The organism is Streptomyces sp. NPDC045695 (assembly GCF_056432025.1).
This window is the reverse complement of the sequence record NZ_JBWKJU010000008.1, coordinates 25,077-43,248: the sequence shown is the minus strand read 5'-3', so window position 1 is coordinate 43,248 and position 18,172 is coordinate 25,077. Positions and strand designations below refer to the sequence as shown.

Sequence of the window (18,172 nt, the reverse complement as noted above, 5' to 3'; positions counted from 1 at the left end):
CCTGGGCGGGCGAGCGAGGCAGTGGCGGTGTCCACAGCCCCGGCCGAGCCCGCCGCAGGCGCAACGGCCGTAGGCGCAACCGCCGCAGGCGCGACCGTCGGCGGGACGTGGAGGGTGCCCGTCGTTGAGGTGGTGTGCGTGGGGAACATCGTTACCTCCGTCATGCGAACAGCCGGCGCCAGGTTTCCGGGCCCGGGTAGCCGTTGGCCGAGGCGCCGCGCCAGCCCTGCGCGCGTTGGAAGGCCTCGACGTTGCGGCGGTCGGTCTCGCTCCAGCGCGGGCCCGGCCCGGACGTGTAGTGCTTGCCGAAGCCCTTCTTGATCAGTTGGCGGCCCAGGGCCGCGACGGCCGGGTGGGACCGGCCCGGGCGGAACACCGCCGCCCCGGGGTAGGCCCGTACCCCGCCGGGGCCCGGCGCGGCGTCCACCGTCGGCGGGATGTCCCGGCCCTGGTGCTCGACCAGCAGCCGCCAGGTGTGCGCGCCGGGGAGGCCGTCGGCGTCGGCGCCCAGCCAGCCCTGCGCGAGCTGGAACGCCTGGGTCGACAGGCGGTGGGCGTCCGTCCACGTACGGCCGGCCTGCCCCTTCGGGTAGAAGCGGTACGCGCCGCGCTCGATCAGCATCCGGCCCAGCTGGGCCACGTGCTCGTTCGTGGCGCCCGGGCCGAACTTGTCCGCCCCCGGGAAGACCGTCACGTCCCCGGGCTTCGGACCCGAGGCCGGCGGCTCGGCGCCCGGCGGCTGCGTGCCCGGCGGCTGGGGTACGGGGGGTACGAGCACGGGGACCTCCGGCACCGGCGGGACGATCCCGCCCGTCACCCCGTTGAACCTGTACGGGACGTACTTCGCCGCGTTGGTCCAGTACCCGTAGGGCGTGGCCAGCTTCCGCGTCGTCGGACGCGTCTGCTCGTAGGCGACGTAGTGCGTGCGCGTCTCGTCGACCCAGCCGCCGAAGATCACCACGTGCGAGCCGTTGTTGGGGTCCGCCGGGTTGTGGAAGAGCAGCATGTCCCCCGGCAGCAACTCCTCCTTGGCGATCTTGGTGGCGAATTTGTCGAGGCTGCCGGTCCACTCGTTCGTACCAAGGTTCCAGACCATGGAGACGAAGCCCGAGCAGTCCTGCCGGTAGCCGTCCGTCCAGTACTCGGACATGCTGTACGGGACCTTCGCGTCCAGCCACAGCTTCGCCCGGTTGATGATCGTCGCGCGCTCGATCCGCTTCACGGCGGCGGGCCGCCCCGGGGCGCCCGGCTTCCCGACCGGGCTCCCCTTCGGGCCGTGCAGCGGGGTCCGGCCGCCCTGCGGGGAACCGGGATCGTCCAGGGCCACCGGACCAGGACCAGGACCGGGAGTCGGGGTCGTCACCGCCGCCGCGGGCGCGCCGCCACCGGTGAGGACCACCCCCGCGGCGGTGGCCAGGACCAGCGCCCGGCGGGCCCCGCGGGCCGCGGGATGACCGCCGTCGCGCAGCGGTACGGCCCGCGCGCGGGCGAGGGCGCGGCGGCTCTGGGCGCATCCCCGGCACACGCAGTCGCCCGCGGGCTCGTACTCCTCGAAGGCGGGCATCGGCATCTGCACATGCGTCGGAGGCTGCATCGTCATGCGGTTCCGTCCACTCCCCTGCTCGTCCCCTGCTCGTCCACTGGTCGACCGGGGCCTCATCTGATAAAGCATCAGATGAGGCACGGCCAGACATATCGTGCACGACAACCCCCTCAAACATGGGTTAATCGGACAAGGCGGGCGTGGCTGGTCACGAGCACCTGCGGAGGTGGGGTAGAGTTTTCCCTGTCAGCAAGCGCCGCTAGCTCAGTTGGTTAGAGCAGCTGACTCTTAATCAGCGGGTCCGGGGTTCGAGTCCCTGGCGGCGCACAGACGGAGGAAACCCCCCACAGCGAAAGCTGCGGGGGGTTTCTTCGTTGCCGTTTCGCTGCCGCCGGAACGCGGGCTCCTACGCCGCCGCGCCCGGGCGGATTCCGACGCCCGTCAGGTAGGCGGAGACCACCACATTGGCCGTGTACTGCTTGGCCACCTTGTCGTACGAGCCCCCGCAGGTCACCAGCCTCAACTCGGCCCGGCCCTTGATCCGCTGGCCGTACGCCTTGTGCGCGTCGAAGGCCGAGCGCTCGTAGACCTGTACGTCCTCGATCGTGAACTCGGCGACCGAGCCGTCCGCCCGCACGACCCGGACCTTGTCGCCCGGTTGCGCCGAGCTCAGGCCGTAGAACACCGCCGGCTTGGACCGGGTGTCCACGTGCCCCACCATCAGCGCGGCGCCGGCGGTCCCCGGCTGGGCGCCCTTGCCCCACCAGCCCACGGTGCCCGGGCTGTCGTACGGGGGCGGGTCGATCCCGCCGTCCTTGTCCAGGCCCCGGGGGACCACCGGGGCCTGGATGCCTATGGAGGGCACGTCGACCCGCTGGGGCAGGGCCCCGGCGAGTGGGGCGTGCGCGGCCGGCAGCCCGCGTCCCACCGACCCGCCCGCCTGACCGGCGACCGGGACCGGCACCCCGGTGAGCTGGCGGCCCCACAGCCACAGGCCGAGCACCAGCACCGACCAGGCGGTGAAGGTCAACAGGCGGCCGCCGGCGGCAGACCTGCCCTCACCCGTACGCCCCTCACTCATGCGGCCCCCGCTCATTCACCGCTGCGGCGGCGGCGCAGCGTCAGCGCGCGGCCCGCCACCGCCAGGGTGGCCGCCGCCGCGAGGACGGCGCCGATCACCGTGTGCGGCAGGCCGGGGCCGTCGTCGCCGTGCTGCTTCTTCGCCGTGGCAGCGGCGGCGGCCGGATCGGCCGCGGCGAGCTCGGCGGCCATGCCGCCGCCACCCGCGTGGACCGGCCAGAACGGCGAGGGGTGGTGGTCGGGGCGGTACTCGGAGATCTGGACGGATCCGCTGACCGTGTCATGGCCGTCGCAGGTCACCCGGACGGAGTGCCAGCCGGGCGAGGCGTGCGAGCTGATCATCGCGTCGCCGTAGAGCGGGCTGCGGCCGCCGTCACGGCCGTACAGGTCGGCGTCCGCCACGAAGACGGAGGACTTGGCCGAACCCCTGGTGCCCTCGCACCCGTGGACGCGCAGCTTGACCTGCGCTCCGGGGTGGGCCGGGTTCGGGTCGACGGTGATGCTGCCGCGGTCGCCGCGGCCACCGCGGTCCTCCTCGCCGGCGAGGGCTACGGGCGCGGCCACCGCGGAGAGTGCCGTCAGGGCGACGGCCACCCCCGCGGCGCGGAGAGCGATCGGAACACTGCGCATGGTGAACCTCCTCGTCAAGGAGATTCACGCGCGGCGCGCCGCTCCGCATCCCGAACGGCGCCGTACGTGTCAGCCGTACGCCTCAAACGGGTTACGCCCTGTCCGCCGAACGCGCGGGGCCGGGCGCGGCCCCCGGCCGCCTCGCGCTCAGATGAGGTCGACCAGATCCGCGATCGAGTCGACCGTCCTGGTCGGGCGGTACGGGAACCGCTCGGTGTCCTGGGCGGTGGTCAGGCCGGTGAGGACGAGGAAGGTCTGCATGCCCGCCTCCAGGCCGGCCAGCACGTCGGTGTCCATCCGGTCGCCGATCATCGCGCTGGTCTCCGAGTGGGCGCCGATGGCGTTCAGTCCCGTGCGCATCATCAGCGGGTTCGGCTTGCCTGCGAAGTACGGGCGCTTGCCGGTCGCCTTGGTGATCAGCGCGGCGACCGCGCCGGTGGCCGGGAGCGGACCCTCGGCGGAGGGGCCGGTCTCGTCCGGGTTGGTGCAGATGAAGCGCGCGCCCGCGTTGATCAGGCGGACCGCCTTCGTCATGGCCTCGAAGCTGTACGTGCGGGTCTCGCCCAGGACCACGTAGTCGGGCTCGTGGTCGGTCAGGATGTAGCCGATGTCGTGCAGGGCGGTGGTCAGGCCGGCCTCGCCGATGACGTACGCGGTGCCGCCGGGGCGCTGGTCGTCGAGGAACTTCGCGGTGGCCAGCGCGGAGGTCCAGATGTTCTCGACGGGGACGTCCAGGCCCATGCGGAACAGGCGGGCCTGGAGGTCGCGCGGGGTGTAGATGGAGTTGTTGGTCAGCACCAGGAAGGGCTTGCCGGACTCGCGCAGCCGCTTGATGAAGGCATCCGCGCCCGGGATCGGAATGCCCTCGTGGATGAGGACCCCGTCCATGTCGGTGAGCCAGGATTCGATCGGCTTGCGCTCTGCCACTGGACTGTTCTCCGCTCTCTTTGGCCCTTACCCTCTGACCTTTGACGTGTGGTCTGTACCACCCTATCGGGGCCGGGCCGTGGACGCCTTGGCCGTCCACAGCCCGGACCCCGGGGCGGCGCGAGGAGCGCGGGAGAGCGGCCCGCGGAGCGCGCGGAGACTCTGGGCGGGCGAAATGAACGGCCCGCGACACGAACGACGCCGGTACGGGCCGCGGCGGAGGGGGATCAGCGCGGGGCGGTCCATAGGCGGGTCAGCGCGGGACCGGTCCGCAGGCGGATCAGCGCGGGACCGGTCCGCAGGCGGGTCAGCGCGGGACCGGTCCGCAGGCGGGTCAGCGCGGGACCGGTCCGCAGGCGGATCAGCGCGGCGGTCAGCGCGGGGCGGTCCGCACCCGCCGGGCCCCCAGCAGCAGCCCGCCACCGGCGGCGACCGCGGCCACGGCGCCGGCGCCGGCTCCGTATCCCCAGGCGCGGCGGCCGGTGTGGGCGAGGGAGCCCGCTTCGCCGGAATCCTCCGGGCCCTCGACGGAGAAGCGGTAGCCGGCCGCCTCGCCGACCCAGTCGCCGTCGTCGCTCTTGCGCTGCACGAGGGCGGCGTCGGCGAGGACCTCGCCGGTGGGGGCGTCGGGGGCGAAGGCGAGGGCGACCTTGACGGTCAGGGACGCGCCGGCACCGACGGTGAAACCGGGGAAGGCGTCACCGCCGTCGAAGACGGCGATGATCTCGTCGCGGTCGGTGTGCTCCAGGCTGGCGGGGAAGGTGCCGCCCGGGGCGTCGAACTCCATCCGCAGGTGCGCGGGGCGCAGGGCGCGCGCCTTGTCGGTGAAGACGACGACGGGGTGGATGGCGGTGCACCGGGAACCGGTGGTGTTGGTCAGGTCCAGGTACCAGGTCTGCGCGCCGGCGCCGGTCCGGTACACGGCCGGGCCGCCCCGGATGCGCGCGCCGATGGGGAAGGCGGTGCTCTTCCCGTCGCCGCAGGTGGCCAGCGCGCGGGACGGCAGCGCGGGCGCGGGACGGGCCCCGCCGCCCGCGCCGACGTCCGCGAGGGCGGTGGGGGCGGTGGCGACCAGGGCGGCGGCCAGTACGGCGGTGAGGGCAAGGGCTTTGCGCAGTCGCATGGAAGACCTTCGCTGCTCGCCGGACGGGGACGATAGTCGGACCAGGTGACCATCACCCCGGCCCAGCCCGCACCCTGCCACGCCACCCTCCTCCCACACCGAGCACCACGCCTAGCCGCCTCCCGCTTTACGCCCGAACAGCGCAGGGGGCCAACCAGCGGCGGCTTTCACCTTTGCAGCCCCGCCCGGCCCTGCCTCAGCCCCGCCCGGCACTGCTTCAGCCCCGCCGGCGTTTGAGGCGCGGGGGCCCGGGGGCAGCGCCCCCGGCAACGGCGCTGCACCCGACACCGCACCGGCACCGGCCCCGGCACCGACACCGACACAGCGCGGCACCCGGCCGGGGCCCGTCACCCCGCCCTCCCGAACAACGACGCCAGCGCCAGCTCCGCCGCCCCCTCCGCCACCCCGACCTCCGCCAGCTCAACCACCGGCCCGACCGGCGGAGCCCCCCGCGGAGCCCCCCGCGGAGCCACACGCTCGCCCAACACCCCCCGCACTGCCGCCACGAACACCTCCGGGGCCGCCGCCACGACCCGCCCTCCGAGCCACACCCGGTCCACATCCAGCAGCGCGACCAGGTTCGCGACGCCCTCACCCAGGATCCGCGCCGCCTCGCGCAGATCCCCCCGCGCCACCGCCCCCAGGCACAGCACCTCCGCGCAGCCCCGCCCCCCGCACCGGCACGGCGGGCCGTCCAGCCGCAGCACCTGGTGGCCGAACTCCCCCGCCGCCGACCGCGCCCCCCGGTACACCCCGCCGCCCAGCCACAGCCCCGCCCCGAGCCCGGTGCCCACGTGCACGTACACCGCCGTACCGAGCCCACCCCCAGCCCTCCCGAACGCACCGGCCCCGACCCCGGCGGCCCCGAACCCACCGGCCCCGAACCCCGCCGCGGCGGCAGCCGCCCCCGCATTCGTGTCCTTGTCCAGCACCACCGGCACCCCCAGCCGCCCCTCCAGCACCTCCCGCAGCGCGAAGCCCTCCCACTGCGGGAACCCCGTCACCCGCCCCATCACCCCGGCCCAGTGATCGAGCGGCCCCGGCGCGGCCACCCCCACGCCCAGCAGCGCCACCGGCCCGGCGCCAGGGTCCGACCCCCGCGCGACCTCCCGTACGGCCGCCTCCACCGCCGCCACCGCCGCCTCCGGCCCGGCCCCGAAGTCCAGCGGACCGGCGCCCTCGGCGACGACCCGGCCCGTGAGGTCGACCCGTACCGCCCTCAGTTCGTCGCGGTCCAGGTGCACCCCGACCGCGTACCGGGCCTCCGGCACCAGCCGCAGCAGGGTGCGCGGCTTGCCGCCGGTGGACGCCGCGCGGCCGGCCTCCGCGACCAGCCCCTCCGCGCCGAGCCGTGCAGTGATCTTGCTGACGGCCTGCGGGGTGAGCCCCGTACGGGCCGCGAGCTCGCTGCGGCCCAGACCCGCCGGGCCGGCGCCGCGCAGCAGATCCAGCAGCAACGCCTCGTTGTGCCCGCGCAGCGCCGGCAGGTTCACCCCGCCCATCCTGTCCCCGCTACCCCTGTTCACCTGCCCATTGTCCATGTTCCTTGCACTTCGGCAACACTGTTGCCAAAGTAGGGCCATGAGCACCCCCGCCCCCTCCACCACCCCCTCCACGCCCTCCACGCCCTCCACCCCCGGCACGCCCCTGCGCGTCGGGGTCATCGGCTACGGACTCGCCGGTTCCGTCTTCCACGCCCCTCTCGTGGCCGCCACCCCCGGGCTCGTCCTCGACACGGTCGTCACCTCCGACCCGGCCCGGCAGGCCCAGGCCCGCGCGGAGTTCCCCGACGTCCGCATCGCCGCCACCCCGGCCGAGCTGTGGGACCGGGGGCAGGAGCTCGACCTCGTCGTGATCGCCTCCCCCAACCGGACGCACGTCCCGCTCGCCACCGCCGCCCTCGAAGCCGGCGTCCCGGTGGTCGTGGACAAGCCGCTCGCCGCGACCGCCGCCGAAGCCCGCGCGCTCGCCGACCTCGCGGACCGTCGCGGAACCTTCCTCTCCGTCTTCCAGAACCGCCGCTGGGACAACGACTTCCTCACGCTGCGCCGCCTCCTCGCCGACGGCGAACTCGGCGAGATCCAGCGCTTCGAGTCCCGCTTCGAGCGCTGGCGCCCCCAGCTCAAGGGCGGCTGGCGCGAGTCCGGCGCCCCGGAGGAGATCGGCGGCCTGCTCTACGACCTCGGCAGCCACGTGGTGGACCAGGCACTCGTCCTGTTCGGTCCGGCCGTACGGGTCTACGCGGAGGCCGACGTACGGCGCCAGGGCGCCCAGACCGACGACGACACCTTCATCGCGCTCACCCACGCGAACGGGATCCGCTCGCACTTGTACGTCAGCGCGACCACCGCCCAACTCGGCCCGCGCTTCCGTGTCCTGGGCTCCCGGGCCGGCTACGTCAAGTACGGCCTCGACCCCCAGGAGGGCGCCCTGCGCGAGGGGCTGCGCCCGGGGGCGGGCGCGCCGTGGGGCGAGGAGCCCGAGCACCTCTGGGGGCGGCTGGGCTCCGGTGAATCCCCGCTGACCGGCGGCGGAACCCCGGTCCCGACCGCGCCGGGCGACTACCCGGCGTATTACGCGGCGGTGGCCGCCGCCCTGCGCGACGGCGGACCCGCGCCGGTCACGGCGTACGAGGCCGCGCACTGCCTGGACGTACTGGAGGCGGCCCGCACGTCCTCGCGGGACGGCGTGGTGGTGGAGATCCCCGCCGCGACGCCCGAGGCGACAGGACGTCCGACGCTCTAGACACCGCGAGGTCGTTGAATCGGGAAAGGGGCGGGGCCGCCCACCGGCAGCCCGCCCCCTCCCTCCAGCCCATCGACTCGTCTACGCGCTCTTGAACTCCTGGCGCTGGCGGCCGAGCCCCTCGATCTCCAGCTCCACGACGTCACCGGCCCGCAGGTACGGCTTCGGGTCCGGCTGGCCCATGGCCACGCCGCCCGGCGTGCCCGTCACGATGACATCGCCCGGGTACAGGGTCATGAACTGGCTCAGGTACCGGACCACCTCGCCGACCGGGAAGATCTGGTCCGAGGTGTTGCCGTCCTGCTTGAGCTCGCCGTTCACCCACAGCTTCACGTCCAGGACCTGCGGGTCCGGGACCTCGTCGGCGGTGACGAGCCAGGGGCCGAGCGGGGTGAAGGTCTCGCAGTTCTTGCCCTTGTCCCAGGTGCCGCCGCGCTCGATCTGGAACTCGCGCTCCGAGACGTCGTTGACCAGTACGTAACCGCCGACGTGTGCGAGGCCCTCCTCGGCGGAGGCCAGATAGCGGGCGGTGGCGCCGATGACGACGCCGAGCTCGGCCTCCCAGTCGGTCTTCACGCTGCCGCGCGGGATCAGCACCGTGTCGTCCGGGCCGCCCACGGTGTCCGCGGCCTTCAGGAACATGATCGGCTCGGCCGGCGGCTCCGCGCCGATCTCCGCCGCGTGGCCGAAGTAGTTCAGCCCGATGCCCACGACCTTGCCGATGCGGCCGACGGGCGCACCGATCCGCAGCCCCTCGGCGTCCAGCACGGGAAGCTCGCCGGATCCTGCCGCTTCCCGCACCCGGGAGAGTACGGAGTCCTCGGCGAGCAGCTCGCCGTCCACATCCGTGATCAGGCCGGACAGGTCACGCAGGGTGCCGTCCTGGTCGAGCAGCGCGGGGCGCTCCGACCCTACGGGTCCGACACGCAGCAGCTTCATGGGCTTTCTCCCGTGGTCGTGGGTGGTCGGCCCATGGGCGTGCCCATGGGCCGGCCGATGGGTTGCGGCCATCGGAGGATTGGCTGATCCTCCAAGAAACCCGTCCCATCCGCAAGACCCTGTTCACAGGGTGGAACGCTGTCCTCCGCGCGCCTGGAGCCAGGCCCGCTCCGCGACGGACCACGCGGTGGTGGTCAGCAGGTACAGCCCCGCGGCCAGCGGCACCACGGCGGCGGTGATCAGCGTCCCGAACGACAGCAGGGGCAGTACGCCGCCCAGCTTGCGCATGACCTCCTGCTGCTCGGCACTCATCGCGGACGCCGCCCCGGTGGTCGCGGGCACGGGCGCGGCCGGCGGCGCGGCCGGCGAGCTCGCGGCCGGCGAGCTCGCGGCGGCCCGGCGCCCCCGCACCGCGCTCCAGGCGGCCACCCCCGCGATCGCGGCGAACAGCCCGAGGAACACCAGCCCCTGCGCCCCGAACGGGCCGCCCTCCCCCAGCGCGTCGAACCACCGGGCCCCCAGGGGGGCGCCGAACAGCCGGTGCCCGAGCAACTCCTGCGCCGAGGAGAAGGCCTGGTACATCAGGAAGAACACCGGCAGCTGCAACAGCACCGGCAGACACCCGGCCACCGGGGTCGCGCCCCGGAAGGCGGCCCGGCTGAGCGGGTGCAGCGCGAGCCGTACGAGCACGGTGAACAGCACGATCGCGGCAGCGGTCGCGGACTCGGCCAGCACCGGCTCCAGAAGCCGGCCCAGCTCCACGACAAGGCGGGTGAAAAAGACAGACACGCGGGCCCTCCGAAGGGTCTCGTCGAACGTCGAAAAGGTGCACAGATGCGCATTTCGGCGTGACGACCCACGAGGGGGCGACAACAGTGATCAGCGGTGAGTAATCAGCGATCAGCGAACCAGCAGATCAGCGGGCGAGAACTGCGCGCCCCTACGCGGCCGTCAGGACCGGACGGCCGGGCGCCCTGGGCCGCGAGCGGCCGGAGGCGTCGGGATCACGCTGCGGCAGGAACGCCGTGCGCTGCTCGCGATCGCGGATCGCGGTGCGTATGCGATGCGGCGGCACGGGCCGTACGAGGCACACGGCCAGGGCGGCGGCGCCCACGGCGACGGTGGCCGCGGTCGCGGCGAGGGCGACCACGACGGCGCTCAGCCCGCCCTCCCCGAGGAGCAGCCCGAGGACTCCCCCGAGCAGCACGAGTGAGAGCAGTACGGCAAGGGACAGTGAGCGCCCACCGCGTCGTTGCCGAGCCATGCGGACCTCCCCCTCTCCATCCCCACCGTTCGTTCCTCCGATCGATACTAACGGGGCCCACCGACAACGGGGATGGGGGTCAGGACCTCAGGGTCCCCCACACCACCAGCCGGTACTTGGAGCTGTATTCGGGCGTGCACGTCGTGAGCGTGATGTACGCGCCGGGCTCGCGGTACCCCTGGTCCGGCTTCACCAGGCTCCGCGGCACCGGGGCGATCACCCCGGTGTCCCGCTCGGTCGTCTCGTTCAGGATCTTGCCCACCACATACACGTGGCGCCACCCCCGCACGTCCACGATCAGCTCGTCGCCCGCCCGCAGCCGGTTGATGTACCGGAACGGTTCGCCGTGGGTGTTGCGGTGCCCGGCCAGCGCGAAGTTCCCCTCCGCCCCGGGCGCGGCGGTCCCGGGGTACTGCCCGACGTACCCCTTGTCGAGCACGGTCCGCTTGTCGGTCCCCTGCGCGACGGGCACGACGAGCCCGAGGCGCGGGATGCGCAGGACGGCGTACGCCCGGTCCCGGGCCGGCGGCTCGGCGGCGGGCCGGGCGGACCGGGAAGGCGCGGGCCCGCCACCCGCCCCGGCACCGGCGGACTCCCCGGAACCGGCCCCGGCCCCGGCCCCGGTCCGCCCGGCCCCGGCCGGATCCGTAGCCGGAGCAGTGCCGGAGACGACCGGTCCGGGCTCAGGGACCCCCACGGGCTGGGCATCCCCCCACTCCCTCTCCAGGGCATGGACCTGATCCTGCGCCGAGGCCGCGGCCTGCCGGTTCGTCCACCACCCCTGGTGCACCACCAGCAACAGGACCACCACGCCCACGGTGACGGTCAGCTCTGCGGCAGCCCACAGCACCCCCGCGAAACCGGCCCGGCGCGCCCGCCGGCCGCTCCCCTGCACCACCACGGGTACGCGATCTCGCACGGGCGGCACCTTAAGTCCTCCCCCGCCAACTGACCAGCGGCAGTACGGTGTGAACCATGCGCCCTGACACGCCTGCTGAGCACATCGCCGAAGCCGAGCGCCTCATCCGCACGGCGACCCGTTACCCCGAGGACCAGGAACCGCTGCTGCTCCAGGCAGCGGCCCACCTCGAACTTGCCGACGCCCGGGACCGCGCCAGCGCGCTGTACGACCAGCTCCTCTCCTCCTCACCCGCCGACCCCCACCTGATCAAGGCCCTGCAGGCGGCGAACCTGTGGGAGTACGGCCACGAGCCCGAGGCCCGCGCCCTGATCTCCGGCATCCGCGCCGCGTCCCCGAAGGACCCGGCTCCCTGGGAGGTCATCGCGGAAGCCCTCGAAGCGCACGACGAGTTGGAAGCGGCGCACGACTGCTTCACGGAAGCGGCGACCCTCCTCATCGCGGAGGACGCCCCGCTGACCCGGTCCACGACCGCCCTCCTGACGGGCCGCCACCGGGTACGCCGCCTGCTCGGCCTGCCCCACGACGAATGGGACATGGTCGCCGACACCCGCCACGTCGGCCCGATCCCCCTCGACGAGCTCCACGACCCGAAGCGCATCTGGGCCCTGGGCTCCGACGACCCGGCCGAACTCCGCGCCGAGATCGCCCGCCTGCGCGCCGAACTGGGCGACCGCCGCGCCGCCCTCTCGCGCCCCTTCCCGGTGGCGATCCTGCACTGGCCGGCGCGCGAACTGTCGGAGCTCATCACGTCGTACCCGACCCTGGCCGCGGAATACCCCTCGCACGAAGCCCACCTCCGCGAGATCGAAGCCTCCCTCCGCGCCCTCGCCGCCTCGGGCACCACGAACCTGGGCATCGTCACGGCGAGCGTCCCGTCGTACGAAGCCTTCGCCGCCTCCGAGAAGACCTCCCCGGCCTCCCCCAGCCTCCTGGCCGAATACGCCACGACCCTCGCCGCCCGCGGCAAGGCCACCCCCTGGCCCCCCACCCCCACGGCCTCCTGCTGGTGCCAGTCGGGCAAGCCGTACGCGGAGTGCCACGGGAGTTGAGAGAGGCCTAGGAGGGCCGGTCCGCCGCTGCGTACGCGGCCAGGGCCATCGTGCCCGCCGCGGTGAAGACCGCAGGCCAGGGGCCGATCTTCTTGGCCAGGGGGTGGGAGCCCGCGAAGGCGGCGAGGTAGGCCGTGGTGAGGGCGGCCGTGGTGGTCGGGGAGGTGCGGCGGTGCCACTCCCGGGCCGCCACGGTGCCGGCGGCCGCGAGGACCACGCCGCCCAGCGGGCGCAGGCCGGTCCAGCGGGCGGCCGCGTACCCGCCGACCAGGCCGCCTGCGGTCACCAGCGAGGTGGGGATCTGCGCCATCGCCATCGTCGACTCCTTCAGCCGTTCGCGTTTTCCCCGAGGCTAACGCGAGCGGCGGGTGAGGCGGCGGGCGCCCGTCAGGCCCAGGGTGATGACGATCCCGCCGAGCACGCCGTCCGGGACGGCGTCCCGTACGGCCGGCGGGAGCGCGGCCATGATCCCGAGGACGATGAAGAACGCCACCGCACAGCCGCCGAGGGCGGTGAACGCTCTGCTCAGGAGGTGGGTGGGCACGCGGGGCTCCGGTTGTCGTACGGGGACGTGGTGCACGGGGTGCAGTGGTTCAACGGCGGGGCGGGCGGGGCGGGTACGGGTCGCGCGCGGGAGCGTACGGAAGTCGGATTTGTCGCACACCCTCCGGATCCGTAGAGGTGCCGGTGCGGGAACCCCACCGGCGTAGATTCACTCTTCGAGAGGGGCGATACGACCGAAGCCGCCCAAGCCGGCCCAAGGAGCTGCAAACGTGATCTGTTATGGACCGGCCGTCCTGGACCTGTCGGACGAACTGGCCGACGCGTACAGCGAGGTCTTCTCCGCTCCGCCGTGGAACGAAGACGAAGAAACCATTCGCCAGTTCCAGGCCCGGCTCCAGGCCGACAGCCGCCGCGCCGGCTTCCGCACCGCCTTCGCGCAATCGACCGTCGGCATCGACGGATTCGCCACCGGCTGGCTGACGCCCAAGACCTTCCCCAGCGACCGTGGCTACGGTCAGGTCGCCGCGCAGCTCGGCCGTCCGCGCGTACGCGAACTCCTCGTCGGCGCCCTGGAGATCGACGAGCTCGCCGTACGCCCGCACGCGCGCGGGCACGGCACCGGGCGCGCCCTGCTCGCCGAGATCACCGCCGACGCCCCGGACGCCCGGGCCTGGCTGCTCACCGCCCGCATGGCCACCGACACCGTCGCCACCTACCGCCGGCTCGGCTGGCACGAGGTCACCCCGCTGCCCGGCACCGCGAACGGCGTCGTCGTCTTCCTCGCCCCGGAACACCCCGCGGCCCCGGCGCGCCCCGCGGCCTGAAGGCCGCAGCCTGAAGGCCGCAGGCCGAGGGTCGTGGTCTGAGATCGCTGTCTGAGGTCGCCGTCCGAGGGTCGCCGCCCGGCCCTCCGGGCATATCCCGGGCATGATCACTCGTATCGCACGGCGCCAGCAGAACCTGGTCACCTACCACCAACTGCGCCAGGCCGGGATCCCGTCCGGCACCATCGGCGGCCGCAGTCGCCGGGGAGGACCCTGGCAGCGGCTCCTGCCACGGGTCTACCTGCTCCAGACCGGGCCGCCCGACCACCGCCAGCGCGCGCTGTCCGCCGTCCTGTACGCCGCCCAGCCCTCGGCCGACCCGCTCCGCGGCGCCACCGCCGCGCTCACGGGCGGCGCGGCCCTCGCGCTCCTGGGCGTCCGCGACGCCCCGCCCGAACCGCTGGACGTCCTCGTCCGCGCCCCGCGCTCGGTGCGCGCCGTCGGCAGGGTCCGGCCCGGCTCGACCGCCCGCTGGCCCGCCACGCTCACCATCTGCGGCGTCCCCTGTACCCGGCCGGTGCGGGCCGCGGCCGACTTCGCGGCGCGTACGGACGATCCGGATCTGGTGCGGTCCGTACTGGCGAACGTCGTCCAGGGCGGCTGGTGCCACCCGCACGACCTGCACGCCGAACTGCGTGTCGGCCGGATCTGACCCGCCCCGCCGTCCGGGCGGCGGCCGCCGAGCTGACCGCCGGGGTCCGCTCCATCGCCGAGGGCCGCGCACGCGACACGCTGGCCCTCACCGACCTGCCCGCCCCGCTGTGGAACGCGCGCCTCCACGGCCCGGACGGCGCCTTCCTGGCCAGCCCGGACGCGTACTGGCCGGACGAGGGCGTGGCACTGGAGGTCGACTCGGCGGAGTACCACTACACGCGCGACTCCTGGCAGGCCACCCTCCACCGGCGCCTGCGCCTGGAGTCCCACGGCGTCCTGGTCGCCAGTACGACCCCCGCGATCCTGCGGGACAGGGCGGCCGATGTGATCGGCGCGCTGCGTGCGCTGCTCGCGCTGGGCGCGGGGCGCTCGAACCCGCCGGGCGTCATCGCGCGGGGACACGCCCAACTGGAGCTGCCGACGCCTTAGGCCGTCTCTTCCGGATCTTGTCGGGTGAGCCCGGGTCGTCCGGTGCGGTGCATCGCAAGGCGGAGGGGCGCCCGTGTACGGGACGTACTCGGGCGCCCCGACAACGCGGCGAGGTGCGGTGCCGGGCGCCGCGGGCCCGACAAGATCCGGAAGAGACGGCCTAAGCCCCCAGCGCGCGGGAGACCGTGTAGATCAGCAGGCCCGCCAGGGCGCCGACCACCGTGCCGTTGATACGGATGAACTGCAGGTCACGGCCGATGTGAGCCTCGATCTTGCGGGAGGTGTGCTCGGCGTCCCAGCTCGCCACCGTGTCCGTGATCAGCGAGGTGATCTCCGTGCGGTAGGTGGTGACGACGTAGACGACCGCGCCCTCGATCCAGCCCTCCACCTTGTGCTGGAGGCGGCCGTCGCTGGCCAGGCGCGCGCCCAGGGACACCAGCGAGGCGCGCACCCGCAGGCGCAGCTCGCTCTGCTCGTCCTCCGCCGCCGAGAGGATCAGCGCACGGATCGCCGTCCAGGCGGAGGCGATGATGTCCTGGATCTCGCCCCGCGCGAGCAGTTCGGACTTGAGGCGCTCCACCTTCGCCCGGGTCTGCGTGTCCGACTGGAGGTCGGCCGCGAAGTCCGTCAGGAAACGGTCCACCGCCCCGCGCGCCGGGTGCGCCGGCATGTCCCGCATCTCCGTGAGGAACCGCAGCAGCTCCTTGTAGACGCGATGGCCCACCTTGCGGTCCACGAAGCGCGGGGTCCAGCCCGGGGCGCCGCCCTGGACCGCGTCCGAGATCGACTCCTCGTGCGTGACCAGCCAGTCGTGGGCCTTGGCCAGCACGAGGTCGACGGCCCGGTGGTGCCCGCCGTCCGTGACGACCCGCTCCAGTGTCTTGCCGATGCCCGGCGCGATCTCGGCGCCCTCCGCGCGCCGCGTGATGGCCTCTCCTACGACGGCCTGCACATCGGAGTCCCGCAGGACGGTCAGGGCTCCGCGCAGCGCGGTGGCCAGCTCCGCCGTGACCCGGTCGGCGTGCGCGGGCTCCGCCAGCCAGGCGCCGAGGCGGCCGCCGATGCCGAGGGCGTGGAGGCGGGCCTTGACGACGTCGGAGGAGAGGAAGTTCTCGCCGACGAACTCCCCGAGGGTGACGCCGAGCTGGTCCTTCTTGGTCGGGATGATCGCCGTGTGCGGGATGGGCAGCCCGAGCGGCCGCTTGAACAGGGCGGTCACGGCGAACCAGTCCGCGAGTGCGCCGACCATGCCGGCCTCCGCGGCGGCCGCGACGTACGCGGCCCAGCCGCCGGCGCCCCACGCGTGCTGGGCGACCTTGGCCAGTACGTAGACCAGCGCGACCAGGATGAGCAGCCCCGTCGCGGTGGTCTTCATCCGGCGGACGCCGCGGCGGCGTTCCTCGTCCGCGGGGCTGAACACGAACATGCCCCGGACGGGCGGTGGCGCCGGCGGGGCGGTGCCTCCGGCTCTGGTGGGGTTCTCCACGTGCTTCTGCCTTCCCCGAGGGGCGCTGATGGTGTCTGCCTGCATAGCATCCGACTCCCGGGAGGCGCGTGGAGTTCCCGCCATGCCATGTCGCACTCCGTGTGGCGGGCTGTTCAGGTGCCTCCATGGGGTGCCTCAGCCCGGCCCCAGCCCCGGCTCACCCCGCCTGAGCCCCGCCACAGCGCCGTCTCAGCGCCTCCTCAGCCCCGCCTCAGCCCCGGCCCGCGTACATCCGCGCGATCACGTCCTCGATGTCCGGCTCCCGCACCGACAGGTCCAGCAGCGGGTACTGCGCCGCCACCGCGGCCACGAGCGGCGCCGCCGAAGCCCCCGCCGGGAACGCCAGCCACTGCCGCACCCCCTCCACCTTCACCACCCGCGCACCCGCCACCTCGATCGGCGCCAGCTCCCGCTCCAGGTCGATGACCAGGGTCCGCTCGCTCTCCCCGGCCGACCCGGCCGCATGCAGCCCGCCCAGCGGCCCGTCGTACATCAGCCGCCCGTGGTCGATCACCATCACGCGCTCGCACAGCTGCTCGATGTCCTGGAGGTCGTGCGTGGTGAGCAGCACCGTCGTGCCGAGCTCCTCGTTCAGCTGCCGCAGGAAGCCCCGTACCTTCGCCTTGCTCACCACGTCGAGCCCGATCGTCGGCTCGTCCAGGTACAGCACGTCCGGATCGTGCAGCAGCGCCGCCGCGATGTCCCCGCGCATCCGCTGCCCCAGCGACAGCTGCCGGACCGGTACGTCCATCAGCTCGGCCAGGTCCAGCCGGTCCACGCACCGCTCCAGGTTCTCCGCGAAGCGCGCCGCCGGGATGCGGTACATCCGCCGCATCAGCCCGTAGGAGTCCTTCAGCGGCAGGTCCCACCACAGCGTGGTGCGCTGCCCGAACACCACCCCGATCCGGTGCGCGAGACGCATCCGCTCCCGCGCGGGGTCGATGCCCGCGACCCGCAGGCGGCCGCCGCTCGGCGTCAGGATGCCGGTCAGCATCTTGATCGTGGTCGACTTCCCGGCGCCGTTGGGCCCGATGTAGCCGACCATCTCGCCCCGCGCGACCTCGAAGCTGATGCCGTCCACCGCCCTGACCTGGCGTTTCTCACGGCGCATCAGGCTCACCCGGCGCCGTACGTCGAAGACCTTCTCGACTCCGTCCAGTGAGATCAGCGGCTCGGTCATCTTTCCTCAGCTCCCCGTGCTCCGGTACGAACGGACTCCCGCGCGCCACGCCAGCGACGCGGGGACGAACACCGCCAGCGCCACCAGCGGGCTCAGGAACGCGGCCCACCCCGGCAGCCCCAGCGGATCGGGCCGGCCCAGCACGTACAGCGCGGGCAGCCAGTTGACGAAGGCCAGCGGGACCACAAAGGTCACCCCGCGCAGCAGGTCCTTCGCGAAGACGGTCGGCGGGTACTGGAGCATCGTGCAGCCGCCGTAGGTGAAGGAGTTCTGTACCTCCGCCGCGTCCCCGGCCAGGAACTGGAACGCAGCCCCCGCCACCATCACCGCCCCGAAGATCCCCGCGCCGGCCAGGACCATCAAGGGCACCAGCAGCACCTTCCCGGCCGTCCACTCGACGTCCAGCGCGGAGATCGCCCAGGCCAGCACCCCGAGCCCCTGCCCGATCCGCCCCAGCCGACGCAGCGCGAACCGGTCCGCCGCGACCTGCGCGAGCACCGGGACCGGGCGCACCAGCATCGTGTCGAGCGAACCGTCGCGGATCCGGGCACCGATCCGGTCGGTGTTGCCGAGGGTCAGGTCCGCCAGGCCCAGGGAGGCCGAACAGGACCCGTAGAGCAGGGCGATCTCGGGCAGCGTGAAGCCGCCGAGGACGTCCACGTGGGAGAACATGATGGAGATCGCGACGAAGTCGAGGAGGGTGATCGCCGCGTTCCCGAAGGTGGAGAGGAGGAAGGACGTCCGGTACGTCATCGTCGACCGGATCCACATCGCGACGATCAGCCCGTAGCCGCGCAGCCCCTCCAGGGCGCGATGCCGCCGGGGCACCTCCAGCGCCGTGAACTCACGCGCGGGACCGCGCTCCCGCGCGCG

Annotated in this window: 20 protein-coding genes and 1 tRNA gene; 6 read left to right on the top strand and 15 right to left on the bottom strand. The window is 73.7% G+C overall.

All coding sequences use genetic code 11. The annotated features are described in order from the left end of the window. Nucleotides 1-160: 160 nt before the first annotated feature. Nucleotides 161-1,570, bottom strand: a complete 1,410-nt coding sequence (locus AC07DU_RS16285; protein ID WP_479112151.1) for a peptidoglycan-binding protein — start codon at nucleotides 1,568-1,570, stop codon at nucleotides 161-163. A 226-nt stretch (nucleotides 1,571-1,796) separates the two neighbouring features. Between AC07DU_RS16285 and AC07DU_RS16280 the strand changes: the two genes are divergently transcribed. Further along, nucleotides 1,797-1,870, top strand: a tRNA-Lys gene (locus AC07DU_RS16280). Nucleotides 1,871-1,949: 79 nt separating this feature from the next. Here the strand turns inward: AC07DU_RS16280 and AC07DU_RS16275 are convergent. The 5 genes from AC07DU_RS16275 to AC07DU_RS16255 form a co-directional block, all read right to left on the bottom strand. Continuing rightward, the gene (locus tag AC07DU_RS16275; protein WP_360898105.1) at nucleotides 1,950-2,624 is read right to left on the bottom strand and encodes a class F sortase; all 675 of its coding nucleotides are present in this window, start codon (nucleotides 2,622-2,624) and stop codon (nucleotides 1,950-1,952) included. An 11-nt stretch (nucleotides 2,625-2,635) separates the two neighbouring features. Continuing rightward, nucleotides 2,636-3,253 carry a hypothetical protein gene (locus AC07DU_RS16270; RefSeq protein ID WP_360898106.1) on the bottom strand — a complete coding sequence of 206 codons (618 nt, stop codon included), beginning with the start codon at nucleotides 3,251-3,253 and terminating at the stop codon, nucleotides 2,636-2,638. 147 nt (nucleotides 3,254-3,400) lie between these two features. Then, entirely contained in the window at nucleotides 3,401-4,180 is a 780-nt protein-coding gene (locus tag AC07DU_RS16265; RefSeq protein ID WP_360898108.1) for an HAD-IIA family hydrolase, read from the bottom strand. A gap of 373 nt (nucleotides 4,181-4,553) precedes the next feature. Then, nucleotides 4,554-5,303, bottom strand: a complete 750-nt coding sequence (locus AC07DU_RS16260; protein WP_479111928.1) for a hypothetical protein — start codon at nucleotides 5,301-5,303, stop codon at nucleotides 4,554-4,556. Nucleotides 5,304-5,650: 347 nt separating this feature from the next. Further along, entirely contained in the window at nucleotides 5,651-6,844 is a 1,194-nt protein-coding gene (locus AC07DU_RS16255; protein ID WP_479111926.1) for an ROK family protein, read from the bottom strand. Nucleotides 6,845-6,884: 40 nt separating this feature from the next. Here AC07DU_RS16255 and AC07DU_RS16250 point away from each other — a divergent pair, with 40 nt between their 5' ends. Beyond that, nucleotides 6,885-8,048: a Gfo/Idh/MocA family protein gene (locus AC07DU_RS16250; protein ID WP_479111924.1), complete on the top strand. Its 1,164-nt coding sequence runs from the start codon at nucleotides 6,885-6,887 to the stop codon at nucleotides 8,046-8,048. 81 nt (nucleotides 8,049-8,129) lie between these two features. On the opposite strand, the gene AC07DU_RS16245 is transcribed toward AC07DU_RS16250, so the two are convergent. From AC07DU_RS16245 to AC07DU_RS16230, 4 genes are all read right to left on the bottom strand, one after another. Next, complete coding sequence (locus AC07DU_RS16245; RefSeq protein ID WP_479035651.1) at nucleotides 8,130-8,987, bottom strand: fumarylacetoacetate hydrolase family protein; 858 nt, start codon at nucleotides 8,985-8,987, stop codon at nucleotides 8,130-8,132. 123 nt (nucleotides 8,988-9,110) lie between these two features. Beyond that, the gene (locus AC07DU_RS16240; RefSeq protein ID WP_479111922.1) at nucleotides 9,111-9,776 is read right to left on the bottom strand and encodes a YidC/Oxa1 family membrane protein insertase; all 666 of its coding nucleotides are present in this window, start codon (nucleotides 9,774-9,776) and stop codon (nucleotides 9,111-9,113) included. Nucleotides 9,777-9,927: 151 nt separating this feature from the next. Next, nucleotides 9,928-10,251, bottom strand: a complete 324-nt coding sequence (locus tag AC07DU_RS16235) for a DUF6412 domain-containing protein (RefSeq protein ID WP_360900428.1) — start codon at nucleotides 10,249-10,251, stop codon at nucleotides 9,928-9,930. Nucleotides 10,252-10,330: 79 nt separating this feature from the next. Beyond that, nucleotides 10,331-11,170, bottom strand: a complete 840-nt coding sequence (locus AC07DU_RS16230) for a class E sortase (RefSeq protein ID WP_479111920.1) — start codon at nucleotides 11,168-11,170, stop codon at nucleotides 10,331-10,333. A gap of 56 nt (nucleotides 11,171-11,226) precedes the next feature. Here AC07DU_RS16230 and AC07DU_RS16225 point away from each other — a divergent pair, with 56 nt between their 5' ends. After that, nucleotides 11,227-12,222 (top strand): SEC-C metal-binding domain-containing protein, encoded by a 996-nt coding sequence (locus AC07DU_RS16225; protein WP_453374973.1) that lies wholly within the window; start codon nucleotides 11,227-11,229, stop codon nucleotides 12,220-12,222. A gap of 7 nt (nucleotides 12,223-12,229) precedes the next feature. On the opposite strand, the gene AC07DU_RS16220 is transcribed toward AC07DU_RS16225, so the two are convergent. Both AC07DU_RS16220 and AC07DU_RS16215 read right to left on the bottom strand, forming a co-directional pair. After that, complete coding sequence (locus AC07DU_RS16220) at nucleotides 12,230-12,532, bottom strand: hypothetical protein (RefSeq protein WP_453374981.1); 303 nt, start codon at nucleotides 12,530-12,532, stop codon at nucleotides 12,230-12,232. Between the two features lie 42 nt (nucleotides 12,533-12,574). Continuing rightward, the gene (locus AC07DU_RS16215; RefSeq protein WP_479111918.1) at nucleotides 12,575-12,766 is read right to left on the bottom strand and encodes a hypothetical protein; all 192 of its coding nucleotides are present in this window, start codon (nucleotides 12,764-12,766) and stop codon (nucleotides 12,575-12,577) included. Nucleotides 12,767-12,995: 229 nt separating this feature from the next. Between AC07DU_RS16215 and AC07DU_RS16210 the strand changes: the two genes are divergently transcribed. The 3 genes from AC07DU_RS16210 (at nucleotide 12,996) to AC07DU_RS16200 (ending at nucleotide 14,633) form a co-directional block, all read left to right on the top strand. After that, on the top strand, nucleotides 12,996-13,550 hold the full coding sequence (locus tag AC07DU_RS16210) for a GNAT family N-acetyltransferase (RefSeq protein WP_360900462.1): 555 nt from the start codon (nucleotides 12,996-12,998) through the stop codon (nucleotides 13,548-13,550). A 103-nt stretch (nucleotides 13,551-13,653) separates the two neighbouring features. Continuing rightward, nucleotides 13,654-14,202, top strand: a complete 549-nt coding sequence (locus tag AC07DU_RS16205) for a hypothetical protein (RefSeq protein WP_479111916.1) — start codon at nucleotides 13,654-13,656, stop codon at nucleotides 14,200-14,202. Beyond that, nucleotides 14,154-14,633: a hypothetical protein gene (locus AC07DU_RS16200; protein WP_479111914.1), complete on the top strand. Its 480-nt coding sequence runs from the start codon at nucleotides 14,154-14,156 to the stop codon at nucleotides 14,631-14,633. The genes AC07DU_RS16205 and AC07DU_RS16200 overlap by 49 nt, the downstream gene beginning before the upstream one ends. 160 nt (nucleotides 14,634-14,793) lie before the next feature. Here AC07DU_RS16200 and AC07DU_RS16195 read toward each other — a convergent pair whose 3' ends face one another. The 3 genes from AC07DU_RS16195 to AC07DU_RS16185 form a co-directional block, all read right to left on the bottom strand. Further along, complete coding sequence (locus AC07DU_RS16195) at nucleotides 14,794-16,059, bottom strand: DUF445 domain-containing protein (protein ID WP_479035683.1); 1,266 nt, start codon at nucleotides 16,057-16,059, stop codon at nucleotides 14,794-14,796. A 271-nt stretch (nucleotides 16,060-16,330) separates the two neighbouring features. Beyond that, on the bottom strand, nucleotides 16,331-17,299 hold the full coding sequence (locus AC07DU_RS16190; protein ID WP_479035685.1) for an ABC transporter ATP-binding protein: 969 nt from the start codon (nucleotides 17,297-17,299) through the stop codon (nucleotides 16,331-16,333). A 6-nt stretch (nucleotides 17,300-17,305) separates the two neighbouring features. Then, the gene (locus tag AC07DU_RS16185; RefSeq protein WP_360900550.1) at nucleotides 17,306-18,133 is read right to left on the bottom strand and encodes an ABC transporter permease; all 828 of its coding nucleotides are present in this window, start codon (nucleotides 18,131-18,133) and stop codon (nucleotides 17,306-17,308) included. Nucleotides 18,134-18,172: the final 39 nt, after the last annotated feature.